This is a genomic window from Streptomyces sp. Tek67B01 (assembly GCF_055231995.1).
On the sequence record NZ_JBUYUY010000001.1, the window covers coordinates 3786682 to 3801028 of the forward strand.

Below are 14347 nucleotides of genomic sequence, written 5' to 3' on the forward strand. Positions count from 1 at the left end.
CGCGAAGGAGCTAGGCGACGATCCAGTCGCTGGTCGCGATGACCGGCTGCACCCCGTCACGGTGGATGGTGCCCTCGATCAGGCCGTACATCCGGTCCGCCGCGAAGTAGACCTCGTTGTCGTTCTTGAGACCGAAGGGCTCCAAGTCGACGAGGAAGTGGTGCTTGTTGGGCAGGTTCAGCCGGACCTCGTTGACCCGCGGGCAGTTGTCCAGGACCCGCTCGGCCATCTGGTTCAGCGTCTGCTGGAGGGAGTACGAGTACGTCTCCGCGAAAGCGTCCAGCATGTGCTTGCGGACCTTCTTGTACGACCGGTCCCAGTCGTACTCCGGGTCGTCGGCGGCGAGCGCCGAGTGCGCCCAGCGCGCGGTGACCTTGGTCGCCAGGATGCGGTCGTACGCCTCCTGGAGGGTCGTGTACTTGTCCTTGATGTAGCCGTGGAACTCGGAGTTCGTCGAGTTCATCACCGTCAGGTCCTTGAGGCCCGAGATGACTTGGAGCCCCGTGGTCTCGCTGTAGGTGATCTGCGCGGTGCGCACTTCCTGGCCCTTGCGGACGAAGGAGTGCTGCTCCTTGCGCGTCGGCACCGGGATGCGGTCCCAGACGTACTCCTCGATGCGGATCTGCGCCTCGCGGATCGGCTGCTGGGAGGAGACGAAGTGCTTGGCGAGGAGGATGCCGAAGGCCTCGGGGGAGTCGATGCCGTGTTCCTTGCCGAAGGCGTACACGGTGTTCTTGGTGGTGTCCGTAGGCAGGCAGTTGGCGTTGTCGCCGGTCAGGTGGACGTCGCGGAACTCACCGCGGAGCGCGACCGAGACGTTGAGGTCACGGATCTCGTGCCAGGAACCGTCGCCGCCCTTGCGGGTGACCTTGACGATGCGGTTCTCGGCCTTGCCGTACTGGTTCTGGGCCAGGACGTGCTTGCTCATGCTGTCTTCCTTCGGGTCTCGGGAACACGGAGTCCGGTGGTCTGGATCCCGTACGCCCGGCGTCCAGCGTCCGCCCGAAAGAAGGCGTGCCGCTCCCCGCCGTTCGGCCGCGTGGGGCCGCCCCGGGACTGACGTGCATCCCGGTCCGTAGGTGCTGGTGGTGGTGCTGGTGGTGCTGCCGCGGTGCTCCGTGGCGCTTCGCACCGCTCCACGGATTGCAACACGCGTACGGTGCGATATCCACCGCACGGATCATCCGAATACCCGCACCCACGCATTGGGCGACCCCACAGCAGCGGGGCTGTTCGCGCAGGTCAGACCATGTGCGCGTCCGCGACCGACAATGCCTCGTCGAGGATCGCCAAGCCCTTGGTCACGTCCTGCTCGGAGATGTTGCACGGCGGCGCGACGTGGATGCGGTTGCCGGCGATCAGCGGCCACAACCCGCCCTTCTTGCAGGCCGCCCCGAACGCGGCCATCGGCGCGTTGTCGGCGCCCGAGGCGTTGTACGGGACGAGCGGCTCTCCCGTCTCCGCGTCCCGTACGAGTTCCAGTGCCCAGAAGGTGCCCACGCCCCGGACCTCGCCGACCGAGGGGTGCCGCTCGGCGAGGGCGCGCAGGCCCGGACCGAGCAGCTCGGCACCGGTGCGGGCGGATTGCTCGACGATGCCCTCCTCCTCCATCGTGTTGATCGTGGCGACCGCCGCGGCGCACGCCAGCACGTGACCGGAGTACGTCAGCCCGCCCGGGTAGGGCCGGCGGGCGAAGGTCTCGGCGATCGCGGCGGAGATGGCGACGCCCCCGAGCGGCACGTATCCGCTGGTGACGCCCTTGGCGAAGCAGAGCAGGTCGGGGGTGACGTCCCAGTGCTCGCAGGCGAACCACTTCCCGGTGCGGCCGAAGCCGACCATGACCTCGTCCAGGATGAAGACGATGCCGTAGCGGTCGCACAGCTCGCGCACCCCGGCCAGGTAGCCGGGCGGCGGCACGAGGACGCCGGGGGCGCCGCCGACCGTCTCCAGGATGACCGCGGCGATCGACCGCGGGCCCTCGAAGACGATGGTGTCCTCCAGGTGGCGCAGGGCGCGGGCGCTCTCCTCGGCGTCGGTGGTCGCGTGGAAGGGCGAGCGGTAGCGGAAGGGGCCCCAGAAGTGCACGACACCGGCGGTCGCCGAGTCGTTGCCGAAGCGGCGGGCGTCACCGGTCAGGTTGATCGCGGCGGACGTGGCGCCGTGGTACGAGCGGTAGGCGGCCAGCACCTTGGGGCGTCCGGTGTGTACGCGTGCCATCCGGACGGCGTTCTCGACCGCCTCGGCGCCGGCGTTGGTGAAGAAGATCTTGTCGAGGTCGCCGGGGGTCCGCTCCGCGATGAGGCGCGCGGCCTCGGAGCGGGAGTCCACGGCGAAACCGGGAGCGACGGTGCAGAGCTTCCCGGCCTGTTCCGCGATGGCGGCGGCGACCTTGGGGTGCTGGTAGCCGATGTTCGTGTAGACGAGCGCGCTGGAGAAGTCGAGGAAGCGGTTGCCCTCGTCGTCCCAGAAGTACGAGCCCTCGGCCCCCGCGACGGCGAGCGGATCGATGAGTTCCTGCGCCGACCAGGAATGGAAGACGTGCTTCCGGTCGGCGTCCTTCACGGCGTCTTTCACGGCGGCGGGGCCGTCGGCGGCTGCGTTCATAATCCGAGGGTAGTTGTCCAGAATGTGGACAGCCGTGCCGGCGACCTGACGGATCGCCGGGCGCGCCTTCGACGCGGCCCTGGGGGCGGGCTAGCGTCGGCCGCCGGTCGCCGGGGCGGACTCGCCGGGGCGGCCGGGCGAGGCGATCCGGGAGGTTTCCGCACGGGGGTGGGAAACGTTCCGGTCGACGAGCCCATCCGGGACGAGCCCACCCGAAGACCCCACCCGGACGAGCCGCGCGGACGAGCCCGCACGTCCGGATCGCACCGCGTGCCGGATCGCATCACGTTCCGGATCACACCGCGTGGCGACCGCCGTCGACGGTGAGGACGCCCCCGGTCGTGCAGGCGGCGTTCGCGAGGTGGAGCGCGGCCTCCAGGTCGTCCAGCGGGCGGAAGCGGGTCACGCCGGCGTTGGTGACCAGGACGTCCAGGCGACCGAAGGCGTCGACGGCGCTCTGCGCCACGCGGCGGCCGCCGGCCGCGTCCAAGACGCCGCCCCGGACGTGGAGCGCCTCGGGCAGTTCCGCGGCCAGGGCCATTCCGGCGGCTTCGCTGCGCGCGGAGTTCACCATGACGCGCATGCCTTCGCGGGGCAGGCGGCGGGCGATGGCGGCGCCGATCCCCGAGGACGATCCGGTGACCAGGGCGACACGGTGTTCGGGCATGGCTCTTCCTCCTGGAGGCGGGGGTGCGACCGAGGGGAGCAGAGCATGGCTTATCGCACAGCGGAATCATTTTTCCGTCGTGCGGAAGAAACTGGTGGGATTCTGTGACGTTAACGGGGTGGTTGAGTAGGGGTGCATAAAGGAATATCGGGATTGGTTGCCCCGGGCGGGGGTAGGTGCGGCGCGCAGGAGTGCGCGCGGAGACCGGCGTGCGGACACGTGCGCGCGGAGACGGGAGGCCCTGTGGCCGAGCAGACTCGGAGGCTGGTCCTGGGCGGCGCGACGACCGGTGTCGTCACCCGGTGCCGGGACTTCACCCGGCAGGCGCTCACGGACTGGCTGTGGCCCCGTGATCCCGAGGCGATGGAAGACGTGCTCCTGCTCGTCTCGGAGGTCGTCACCAACGCCTGCCTGCACGGCGGTGGTCCCCGGGAGCTGGTCTTGCGCCACAGCCCCCTGGGCCTACGGGTGGAGGTCAGCGACGACAGCCCCGAGCCCCCGCGCCGCCGACCGCCGGGCGACCGGACCCGGCCGGGAGGTCACGGCCTCATCGTGCTGGAACGGCTCGCGAGGAGCTGGGGCGCCGAGCCTTCGGGCGGCGCGTTCCCCGGGAAGACGGTCTGGTTGGAAGTACCGCCTCCTGCCGTACCGAGTCCGACTGATTCCCCTCCGCCGCTTCCGGGCGGGAGGCGAGGGCCTCGGGGGACGAGCCAGGAGCCGCCGGCTCCGGGGCCCCAGGACCGCTCTCCTCGTCCTCCCCGTCCGTGAGGAACTCCGCGCGCAGCCTGGTCAGGGTGCGGTTCAGCAGCCGCGAGACGTGCATCTGCGAGAGTCCCAGCAGCCCGCCGATCTCGGACTGGGTCAGCTCCTGCCCGAAGCGCAGCTCCAGCAGCTTCCGCTCGCGCGGGGAGAGCCCGGCCAGCATCGGCTTGAGCGACTCCAGGCACTCGATGAGGTCGTAGGCGGGCTCCTCCTCGCCCAGCGCCGTCGGCGCGGCGTAGGGGTCGCGATCGCTCTCCTCCTGCGCCGGGGCGTCCAGGGAGCGCGCGGAGTAGGCGCGCGCCGCCTTGCGCCCCTCTGACAGCTCCTCCGGCGTGACGTGCAACTGTTCGGCGAGTTCGGCGTCTGTGGGCTCGCGGCCGAGGTCCTGCTCCAGTGCGTCGTGCGCCTTGGCCGTGTCGATGCGCAGCTCCTGGAGCCGGCGCGGGACCTTGACGGCCCAGCTGGTGTCGCGGAAGAACCGCTTGATCTCGCCGGTGATGGTGGGCATGGCGAACGAGGTGAACTCGACACCGCGATCCGGGTCGAACCGGTTGATGGCCTTGATCAGGCCGATCGTGCCGACCTGGACGATGTCCTCCATCGGCTCGCTGCGCCCGCGGAACCGGCGCGCCGCGTACCGCACCAGGCTGATGTTCAGTTCGACGAGGGTGTTGCGTACGTACGAGTACTCCGCCGTGCCTTCCTGCAGCCGGGCCAGCCTACGGAACAGGGCCACCGAGAGGGCCCTGGCTTCGTGGGTCGCGACGTCTGTGAGCTCTGTACGTTCCATGTCTGCGCTCCAAGCGACGGAGAGGTCCCGAGTCCGGGGCCGTCGTTGCGCTGTCCAGAGGGATATACCCGACCAAACCATTCAATACCCGAACTTTCGCTCCGGCCATCCGGCTCACGCCACCGGGTGCGGCGGCACGCCCACGCGGCCGCGCGTCCGGCGCCGGGCCTTCCGGGCCTCCGGCGCCGGGCTTTCCGGGGGGTCCCGTGGGGGGCCTGCCCCCCGTACGGTCGTCCCGGCAGCCGGATGGGGCCGCGCCGAGCGGTCCACAAACATGGGGCCATGCCCACCAACCGCCGCCGCAAGGCCGCCGCCGTCGCCCTGTCCACCGTGGCCGTCGCCGCCCTGACCGGGGTCACCGCCCCGCAGGCCATCGCCCTGGCCGGTGCCGCCGCCCCGCAGGCCACCGCCACCGTGCCCGCCCTCGACTGGCACGACTGCACCCACCGGGGCGCCCTGCCCGGGCAGCAGTGCGCCACGCTCCCCGTCCCCCTCGACTACCACGACCCGGGCGGCCGGCAGCTCGGCCTCGCCGTGACCCGGCTGCGCGGCGACCGCCCGCAGGCCAGGCACGGGACGCTGCTGGTGATCCCCGGCGGCCCGGGCGGCTCCGGCGTCCAGCGGCTGACCTCGAAGGGCGAGGCCCTGGCCCGGGAGATGGCCGGCGCGTACGACCTCGTCTCCCTCGATCCGCGCGGGGTCGGTGGCAGCACTACCGTGTCCTGCGGACTGGCCGAGGAGGACCGCCACCTGGTCACCCTGCGCTCCTGGCCCGGCCCGGACGGCTCCATCGCCGAGAACGCGGCCCGCTCCCGCAGGGTCGCCGAGGCCTGCGCTGAGCACGGCGGCCCCGAGCTGCGCAGCTTCACCACCGCCAACGAGGTGCGCGACATCGACCGCCTGCGCCAGGCCCTGGGCGAGCGGAAGCTCTCCGCCTGGGGCACCTCGTACGGGACCTACGTGGGCGCGCAGTACGCGCAGCGGTACCCGCAGCACACCGACCGCTGGGTGCTGGACAGCAGCGGCGACCCCGACCCGTCCCGCGTGGCGCGCGGCTGGCTCGCGAACATGTCGGTCGGCGCCGAAGACCGCTTCCCCGACTTCGCGGCCTGGGCCGCCGACCCGGCGCGGGACGCCGAAGGCCTGCGGCTCGCCGTACGCCCCGAGGACGTACGACCCCTGTTCCTGAAGGTCGCGGCGGAGCTGGACCGTGCGCCCCGGCAGTCGAACGTGCCGGGAGTGCCGCTGACCGGGACCCGGCTGCGCCAGGCGCTCCAGACCAGCCTCTACGGCGACTCCTTCGCCCCCTTCGCCCGGCTCCTGCGAGCCGCCCAGGAACCGGCCGCCGTACCCGTGCTGACGCCCGACGTCTCCGGCCCCATGCCGGACACGGACGCGGCGGTGACGGTCGGGGTCATCTGCAACGACGTGAGCTGGCCGAAGGACGTCGCCGCGTACGAGCGCGCCGTGGCCGCGGACCGGGCCGCGCACCCCCTCACGGCCGGGATGCCGGCGAACATCACCCCCTGCGCCTTCTGGAAGGACCGCCCGACGGAGCAGCCCACACGGATCACCGCGGACGGGCCGTCCAACATCCTCATGATCCAGAACCTGCGGGACCCCTCCACCCCGTACGCCGGCGCCCTGAAGATGCGCGAGGCGCTCGGCGCGCGGGCCCGGCTGGTCACCGTCGACCAAGGCGGCCACGGCTCCTACCTGGGCACCGGCAACGCCTGCGGAGACCGGGCGGTGACCCGGTTCCTCACCACCGGGCAGCGGCCGGGGGAGGACACGTACTGCGGGAGCTGAGCCACGCACCTACCCTTGGTGCGGACAGGGAGAACCGGTCGTCCAGAGGGAGCGGTCCATGGCCCCGCGTCGTTCCCCACGGCCGGCGAGCGCCGACGACCTCCTGACCACGCTCGGGAGGCTCACCGCGCAGGCCCGCCTGGGGGCCGAGTTCCAGCAGGCCCGGGTGGAACTGGCCGAGGCCCTGCAACGCGAGATGCTGCCGGCGTCGCTGCCCGACGTCCCCGGGCTTCGCACGGCCGCCCGCTACGCGCCGGCCCGGCACGGCCTGGAGATCGGCGGCGACTGGTACGACGGTTTCGGGCTCACGGACGGATCGCTCGCCTTCTCCATCGGCGACGTCCAGGGCCACGACGTGGAAGCGGCGGCCTTCATGGGGCAGATCCGGATAGCGCTGCGCGCGGTGGCGGCCGCCGCGGCCGACCCCGGGGACGTACTGGGGCGGGCCAACGACCTGCTGCTGTCGGTCGGCCGGGACCTCTTCGCGACCTGCAGCTTCCTCCGTTTCGACCCCCACACCTGGCGGATCGAAGGCGCCCGTGCCGGGCACATCCCGGCGGTGTGGGCCACCGTGGACGGCGCGTACGGCATCGCGGAGGACGAGGGGGGCCTGCCGCTGGGCGTGCTGTCCGGCGGCGACTACCCGGTGACGACCCGGCCCCTCGCGCGGGCCGGCGCGTACGTCCTGCTCACCGACGGGGTGGTCGAGGGGCCGTCGTTCCCGATCGAGACGGGGTTGGGGCAGGTGGCCCGGGTGGTCAGGGACGGCGCGGCGGCCGACCCGGAGGAGCTGGCCGCCGAGGTGTTGCGGGTGGCCGACTGCACCGGTCACGCGGACGACGCGGCCGTCCTGGTCCTGCGCCACGACGCGCCGCCGGCCCGCTAGGGCGTCACCGGTCCGCTAGGCGCCGCCGGCCCGCCAGGGCGTGTCAGGAACCCGCGCGGGGTCGGCGCCGTTGTCTCATACGTGGGGTGAGCACCGAGCGAGGGCAGTGGCGGCGGGGTCTTTCCACCGCCCTGTCCCCACAGCGTCTCTTCCCACCGCGGCAGGTGCTGTGGATCCTCGCGGTCGCCGCCGCCTACTACGTGACCGGCCGGCTGGGCCTGCTCCAGCGCCTGGTCGTCGCCGGCGCGCAGGTCACGCCGTTGTGGCTGCCCACGGGGATCGCCGTCGCCGCCCTGCTGTGGCGGGGGCCGCGGATCTGGCCCGGTATCGCCCTGGGCACCTACCTGGTGATACGGACGCTCGGCCCCGTCGACCCCAGCGGACCGGCCATCATCGCCGGCAACACCCTGGCCCCGCTCTGCGCCTACGCGCTGCTCCGCCGGGCCCGGTTCCGGCTCGAGCTGGACCGGCTGCGCGACGGACTGGCCCTGGTGTTCCTGGGCGGTCTGCTTCCGATGCTGCTCAGCGCGACCGTCGGCACCGGGGTGCTGGCGCTCGCCGGGAGCCTGCCGTGGAGCGACTTCTGGCCGGTGTGGGCGGCCTGGTGGGCCGGGGACGCGATGGGGGTGCTCGTGGGGACGCCGGTGTTGCTGGCCCTGCCCATGATGGGACTGCCGCGGGACGTGTACCGCACGGCCGAGGCGGTGGCCCTGCTGGTCGTAGCCGTACTGGTGACCCTGGTGGTGACGCGCAGCTCGCTCTCGCTGCTCTTCCTGGTCTTCCCGCTGCTGATCTGGGCCGCCGTCCGGTTCCAGCTGGCGGGGGCGGCGCCGTGCGCGCTGCTGATCTCCGTGGCGGCGGTTTCGGCGGCCACCGACCGGGCGGGGCCGTTCGCGCACCACAGCACCCTGGAGGTCATGGCCAACCTGATGGCCCTCAACGGCTGCGTGGCCCTGACCGCGCTGCTGCTGTCGGCGCTGGTCACCGAGCAGAACAACGTCCGCCTGAAGATCGAGCAGGCCTGCGAGGACCTGGCCGAGCTGGTGAACCGGCTGTCCCCGCGCGCCCGGGGCTGAGCGCCGGCCGGCTCCGGGGACCGGCCGCGCTGTCGCGAGCGGGCGCGGGCTCGGGCCGACGGCTACTCGCTGACCAGCACCGGGATGGTCAGGACGGCACTGGCCGGGGTGCCGGTGAGCTTGCCCGGCGACACGGTGAAGTCGATGCCGCCACCCGCCGCGCGCGGACCGTCGTGGTGCTCGGCGCCGTGCGCGTCCTCGCCCTCCTCCTGGTACTGGAACGCCCCGGTCCCCACGAGGTGGCCGGAGGCGTCGTAGTAGGCCACCGCCAGTTCGAGGGCCAGGGTGTCGCTGACGTCCGCCGTGATGGCCAAGTGGCCGGTGACGGTCTGCCGGTCGGTGAGTTCCAGCCCGTCCAGCCGTACCCGGTCGGTGAACGGTCCCTGCTCCACGCGCACTTCGCCCTGACGGGCGGGCTGTGCGAGCACGGCCGCCGGTGCGGGCGCGCTGCGCGGCGCGGGCAGGGCCACGGGCGACGCGGCGGCGACCGGTTCCCCGGCGGGGGCGGTACGGGGTGCGCCGCCCGAGCAACCGCCGGCGAGGGCGAGTACGGCCACGGCCGGGACCAGCGCGGCCGCGGCGCGGCGCAGGGGGTTTCTCATCGAACGCTCCTGAAAGGGGGGCGGGGCCGGGGGGAGTCCCCCCGGCCCCGGGTGCGCGAGGGTCAGTGGTGCTGCGGCGAACGGCCGAACAGCGAGCGGTACATCTTGGTGTAGAGCTCGGTGTTGTTCTGGCTCGCGGCGAACGCGCCGCCGTTCGGGCCGTAGGCGAAGATCGGCACGTCCGCGCCGGTGTGATTGCCGGACAGGTAGGTCAGCCACAGGCTCGCCTCGGGGCTGCCGTCCTTCACGTCCGGCGCGTCGTCCGGGGTGCGGAAGGTGGCCGGCGCGAAGTTCTTCGCGTCACCCGAGCCCGCGCCGTTGACGATGCCGGTCGAACGGGTGGTGTCCTTCGCGCCCGACGTCGCACGCGACGGGGTGCTGTTGTTCGCCGGGTTGCCCGCGTCGGTGTTGGCCGGGGGCGCGACGGCCTCGGCGTTGGTGTAGGTGCCGTGCTCGATGATGTTGAAGCCGGCGCACTCGTGGTCGGCCGTGACGATCACCAGCGTGTGGCCGTCCTTCTTCGCGAAGTCGTACGCGGCCTTGACCGCGTCGTCGAACGCCTTGACCTCGCCGAGCGTCTGCGCGGCGTCGTTGGCGTGCGAGCGCTTGTCGATCTGGGCGCCCTCGATCTGGAGGAAGAAGCCCTTGCCCTTGCCGCGCTCCTGCTGCTTGCGGTCGGAGAGCAGCGCGATCGACTTGCGGGCCATGTCGGCCAGCGTCGGCTCCTGCTTCTGCGGGGCGTCGGCGGGCAGCCCGGCCTTGGCCTGCTCGACCGTCAGGTTGCCCCGGTTGAAGAGGCCGATGACCTTCTTGCCGTTGGCCTTGTCGAGGTCGGCCTTGGTGGCGACCTTCTGGCTGGCGGCGGTCTGGGCGGGCAGCGCGGCGTCACCGAAGTTGCCGAGCACCTGGTAGCCCTGGGCCTGGAGGGCCTTTTGGTCGTCCGGCTCGAAGCGGGCGAGACCACCGCCGAAGACGACGTCGGCGGTGCCGTTGCGGGCGATCTGCTCGGCGATCGGCGTGATCAGCGTCTTGTCGGAGGGCGCGGCCTCGTACGTACCGTCCTCCTTCTTGGGGAGGCAGGCGGCGTCGGAGTAGACCGGGCCCTGGCAGCCGCGCAGCAGCGCGTGGCTGAACTGCGCCGCCGGGGTGGCGTCGGTGATCTCGGCGGTGGAGACGTTGCCCGTGGCGAAGCCGGCCGCCTTGGCCTGCTCCATCAGCGTGGCGACCTTCTTCTCGTACGAGTCCACGCCGATCGCGGCGTTGTACGTCTTGACGCCCGTCGACCAAGCTGTGGCGGAGCTGGCCGAGTCGGTGACCAGGGACGGCTTGGCGGTGCCCTTCTCGACGGCGTACGTGGCGACCGCGCCCGTGTAGGGGAGGGTCTCCATGGTGAGCTTCCCGCCGGCGCCGTAGTACCGGTCGCGGGCGGCCGTGACGTGCGTGCGGCCCATACCGTCACCGAGCAGGTAGATGACGTTCCGGATGTCCTTGGCACGCTCGTCGTTCTGCGGCGCGGAGTAGGCGGTGGCCGCCGTCCCCGCGGTCATGGCCCCCGCCAGGGCGAGAACGGTCAACGTCTTCACTGGTCTGCGGCGCATGTGCTGGGAGATCCCCTCGGGAAGGACGACGTGGTCCTCTCGAAGCTATGAGCGCCACATGAACGGCCCCTTCTCAACACGTAACCACCACCCGAACGCCGGAAACCGTACCTTCGCCCGTCCGTCGAACGGCTGCGCCCCCTTGGGCCGGGGCGGGTAGGGACGGCCTACGCCTTCCGGCCCGCCCGCAGGCCGGTGTACGCCGCCCCCGCCCACAGCACGGCCGCGCAACCGATGCCCGGCACGGACTGCCAGACGTTCTCGGTCGCACCCGGCAGCAGCGTGGCCAACGCCGCGAGACCGACGGTGGCCGCCATCGCGGCGCCGACCCACCGCAGCATCGGGGCGCGCAGACTCCGGGCCATCGGGAAGAAGTGCGCGCCGACCACCAGGGCCGACCAGGTCAGCATCAACTCCGGGCGGTGCAGGGTGGTGCGTATGTAGTTGTTGCCCACCCCGAGGACGGCCACCTCGATCAGTACGACGGTGAGGAACTCCGGACCGCCGCCGCCCGCGGCCGGGGGCGCACCCTCCTCGGTGGCCGGGGTGTGGCGGGCCAGGAGGAAGAGGCGTACCACGGCGGCCGCGCTCGCGGCGAACAGGAGGAGGCCTGACCCTCCGCCGCCCACCGCACCGCCCCGTGAGGCCTATCGCCCGAGCCCCGCCCTCACCGCCTGGGGCGGGGCCGCCTGTGGCTCACCGCACCGCGCGGTCTGACGTGGTGCCCGCTCACCCGCAGTCACCCAGGATCGGCCCCGAGCCGTCGGGGGTGTGCATGGCCCACAGCATGAACAGCTCCAGCAGGATCGCCGGCACGTTGAACCACACGCTGATGAAGGCCAGCAGCCGGCCAGGTGTCCCGGAGCCGCACACCGTGGCGCCGGCGGAGCCGCTTGGTGAGCAGGACGCACACGACCACCGCCGCCAAGCCGAGGGTCGGACCCGCCCAAGCGGCCACCTGTTCCGTCTTGGGAAAGGGCAAGTGCCGGCACGCCGCCTGTTGCCGGTCGACCCAATCACCGTGGATGACCTGCACGTAGTAGGAACTGACCACGCCGCAAGCGGCCACGACCGGGACGAGTAGCGCCGTGATCACAGTGGCAGGCGTGACCGGACGCTGCCGCGTGGTGTTGTCCGACGCGGCGGTGGGGTGGAGAGATTCCATCAGTACCAATTCGGGTGCGGTCGGACGATGTGGACGCGCTGCTCGCCGTGGTTCCTGGTTGCGACGTGCTCGCGGCTGTCGAGGCTCACGTTCTCGAACGAGCTGGTGTGCTGGGTCAGGTTGATGTCGCCGTCAGGGGTCACCGATGTGACAACTGCGGCGTGGTAGATCTCGCCTTGGGGCTCGTCCGGATCGGGAGCCACCTGCTCGTAGAAGATGACGTCGCCAGGGCGCACGTCCGATCTCGTCACTTCTTCGCCGCCGTTGTGCAGAAGGAATTCGTGCAACCCTTTGGCCTGCGCCCACGAACGGGAGTAATAGGCCCGTTGGTCCACCCAGTCCCAACCCAGGCCGCTCTCCCGGCCCCAGGTGTTGTCACCACGGGGGCCCGTCCAGAAGTCGAACTTCTTCTGCATCCCTCCGGCCTCAAGGGCCGACGAGGTGAAATTGGCGCAGTTGTTCTCGAACTTGAGATCGTCCTTCTTGTCCCAGTGATCCAGCGCGTACCGCACCATCTCGACTCGGTCGATCTTCCCGCGGTTTCTTGCCCTGCGCGCGGATGTCCTCGGCGGCGGAAGAGGAGCGCCGGGCGAGGTCGCCCCAGTCGTCCGCCGCCTTCTGCCACTGGTCCACACGGCAGTCGTACAGGTCGTGATAGGCGACTACGCGTCAGTTCCCCCCGAAATCGGCGAGGCCGCGCCGGAGCCTGCTGAAGGCGTCCTTCGCCTGCGCGTCCGTGGTGTCGTAGGCGTTGGCCGTGGTGTGGAGGTTGTCGGCCATGGTGTTCATCTGCTTCCCCAGGTCGACCATGTGGTCCTCCCAGGCCGTCGCGCACCGCTTCAACGCCGAGGCCGAGGACCAGCCGGGTGGCTGTCGGCTGCCGTGTCGCTCGAATCGAGTGATCGCCGAAGGTTCTCCAGTGCCCCTTCGGCGACCGTGCGGGCGCCCCCTGCGCTTTGCCGCACATAGAGCGTCTTGATGTCTACGTCCACAAAATCCCCCATGAGCGGTTTGAGGGCCATTTTAATCTCGATCAGGCGTGCGGATCGGTCAGCGGTGTGACCTCCGGCCGGCGCCCACGCGTGGGGTCCACAAGGGTTCTTCAGGCTGACGTGCCCGGTGCGGGGCGCGGGCGTCCATCCGGTGTTGTTCGACCCCCGGACGGTTCGGGACCTGTTCGAAAAGATCCGGTTACTCCCACTCGACCTGAACCCGCACAAGCGGACCGTCTGGTTCATCCACCAGTCCGCCGGCCCGTCTGAGCTGGGGTTCCGTAGAAACACACGAACTGTGGATCTTGGGACGATCAGACTTTCATGTCTTCAACACCTGTCTGGAAAAGGGCTGTTGGCGATGTACTCCTCGAACAAGCCGAACCAACGAACGGGGAAAGCCTTGTCCGAGAAGCTGCCTGGCCGACAGATCGAAATCTCTTGGCCCGACCTGGGCATCACGGTCACCGCCGACCTTGACGACCGCAACCCGGCACTCGCCGACGCCCTGTGGGAGTCGCTGCCGTACCAGAGCCTCCAAGGGCACGCGCTCATCGCGGGAGAGCACCTCTACCACGTGGCGCCGATACCCGCCCTGCTGCACACCCCGCACGCCACCCGCGTCCCCGATCGACGCGAGGCCCCCGACGGCACCGTGTTCTGCTCCGGTTTGCAGCACCTGGGCATCAAGTACGGCACGCTGACCGAGCCGATGCCCGCCACCCCCGTCGGCCGGATCCGCGAGGCGGACATGCCGGCCCTGCTGGAAGCCGGGGCCGCGATCTGGGACGCCGTCTACTCCACGAAGAAGCAGATCCTCGTCGAGGTCCGCCGCGCGGGCGGGCCGGGCGGCCACCGCATCCCGACGCTCCACGCCGCCAACACGGACGCCGCCCGCCTGATCGCCGACATCGTCGCCGAGACCGAGAAGATCTGGCTCGCACCGCCGGTCGAGCTGGACGACCTGCACCGGGGCATCATCCCCTCCCAGGCGGGCAACTTCGGCACCGTCCTCCCCACCCTGCTGTTCGTCAACGGCGAGACGCGACCGCTGGGTTACGCGGCCTACGGCGGACTCGTCCGCGCCACCGTCCAGGACATGCCCATGGCGTCCCTGGTCCACATGGCCCGCCTCCTGGTCGGCGTCCCCGCCGAGTTCCTGGGCTACTGCGGCCTGGAGAAGCTGTGGACCTTCACCCAGCGCTTCTTCGACGTCATCGACGACCTCGACCGTGACGACTTCTACGCCGTCACCAGCCAGATGGCCCTTTACATCAACTGCCTCGGCGGCTGGAACCTCCAGCTGTACCCGTGGGAGACGGGAGACCACCTGCGACAGCAGGTCGTCTAGGAGGCGCGCGGCCATGCCCGGAGCGGAGTCCGCCGAAGAGAGGAC

Annotated in this window: 13 protein-coding genes and 1 pseudogene; 5 read left to right on the plus strand and 9 right to left on the minus strand. The window is 71.2% G+C overall.

All coding sequences use genetic code 11. The features are described 5' to 3' along the window. Positions 1-10: 10 nt before the first annotated feature. The 3 genes from pucL to ACV7NM_RS17080 form a co-directional block, all read right to left on the minus strand. Positions 11-928 carry a factor-independent urate hydroxylase gene (gene pucL, locus ACV7NM_RS17070; protein ID WP_463411079.1) on the minus strand — a complete coding sequence of 306 codons (918 nt, stop codon included), beginning with the start codon at positions 926-928 and terminating at the stop codon, positions 11-13. A gap of 314 nt (positions 929-1242) precedes the next feature. Continuing rightward, positions 1243-2604, minus strand: a complete 1362-nt coding sequence (locus tag ACV7NM_RS17075) for an aminotransferase class III-fold pyridoxal phosphate-dependent enzyme (RefSeq protein ID WP_463411080.1) — start codon at positions 2602-2604, stop codon at positions 1243-1245. Positions 2605-2899: 295 nt separating this feature from the next. After that, positions 2900-3271, minus strand: a complete 372-nt coding sequence (locus tag ACV7NM_RS17080; RefSeq protein ID WP_463411081.1) for an SDR family NAD(P)-dependent oxidoreductase — start codon at positions 3269-3271, stop codon at positions 2900-2902. Positions 3272-3634: 363 nt separating this feature from the next. Between ACV7NM_RS17080 and ACV7NM_RS17085 the strand changes: the two genes are divergently transcribed. Continuing rightward, a complete protein-coding gene (locus tag ACV7NM_RS17085; protein ID WP_463413965.1) occupies positions 3635-4039 on the plus strand; it encodes an ATP-binding protein in 405 nt (134 codons plus the stop codon). Here the strand turns inward: ACV7NM_RS17085 and ACV7NM_RS17090 are convergent. Continuing rightward, positions 4032-4823: pseudogene (locus tag ACV7NM_RS17090) on the minus strand (SigB/SigF/SigG family RNA polymerase sigma factor); the annotation flags it as partial. The gene ACV7NM_RS17085 and the pseudogene ACV7NM_RS17090 overlap by 8 nt on opposite strands. A gap of 282 nt (positions 4824-5105) precedes the next feature. On the opposite strand from ACV7NM_RS17090, the gene ACV7NM_RS17095 reads away from it, so the two are divergent. The 3 genes from ACV7NM_RS17095 (at position 5106) to ACV7NM_RS17105 (ending at position 8594) form a co-directional block, all read left to right on the plus strand. Next, entirely contained in the window at positions 5106-6632 is a 1527-nt protein-coding gene (locus ACV7NM_RS17095; protein WP_463411082.1) for an alpha/beta hydrolase, read from the plus strand. Positions 6633-6690: 58 nt separating this feature from the next. Then, a complete protein-coding gene (locus ACV7NM_RS17100; RefSeq protein ID WP_463411083.1) occupies positions 6691-7518 on the plus strand; it encodes a PP2C family protein-serine/threonine phosphatase in 828 nt (275 codons plus the stop codon). Positions 7519-7649: 131 nt separating this feature from the next. Further along, on the plus strand, positions 7650-8594 hold the full coding sequence (locus ACV7NM_RS17105) for an MASE1 domain-containing protein (RefSeq protein WP_463413966.1): 945 nt from the start codon (positions 7650-7652) through the stop codon (positions 8592-8594). A 62-nt stretch (positions 8595-8656) separates the two neighbouring features. On the opposite strand, the gene ACV7NM_RS17110 is transcribed toward ACV7NM_RS17105, so the two are convergent. From ACV7NM_RS17110 to ACV7NM_RS17130, 5 genes are all read right to left on the minus strand, one after another. Continuing rightward, positions 8657-9196 (minus strand): hypothetical protein, encoded by a 540-nt coding sequence (locus ACV7NM_RS17110; protein ID WP_463411084.1) that lies wholly within the window; start codon positions 9194-9196, stop codon positions 8657-8659. A gap of 62 nt (positions 9197-9258) precedes the next feature. Beyond that, entirely contained in the window at positions 9259-10794 is a 1536-nt protein-coding gene (locus ACV7NM_RS17115; protein ID WP_463411085.1) for an alkaline phosphatase, read from the minus strand. Positions 10795-10961: 167 nt separating this feature from the next. Next, positions 10962-11423, minus strand: coding sequence for a hypothetical protein (locus tag ACV7NM_RS17120; protein WP_463411086.1), 462 nt, complete (start codon positions 11421-11423; stop codon positions 10962-10964). 535 nt (positions 11424-11958) lie between these two features. Continuing rightward, positions 11959-12594 (minus strand): amidase domain-containing protein, encoded by a 636-nt coding sequence (locus ACV7NM_RS17125; RefSeq protein ID WP_463411087.1) that lies wholly within the window; start codon positions 12592-12594, stop codon positions 11959-11961. 34 nt (positions 12595-12628) lie between these two features. After that, positions 12629-12769, minus strand: a complete 141-nt coding sequence (locus ACV7NM_RS17130; protein ID WP_463411088.1) for a hypothetical protein — start codon at positions 12767-12769, stop codon at positions 12629-12631. Between the two features lie 585 nt (positions 12770-13354). On the opposite strand from ACV7NM_RS17130, the gene ACV7NM_RS17135 reads away from it, so the two are divergent. Then, on the plus strand, positions 13355-14302 hold the full coding sequence (locus ACV7NM_RS17135; RefSeq protein WP_463411089.1) for a cucumopine synthase-related protein: 948 nt from the start codon (positions 13355-13357) through the stop codon (positions 14300-14302). The last annotated feature ends 45 nt before the right edge of the window (positions 14303-14347 follow it).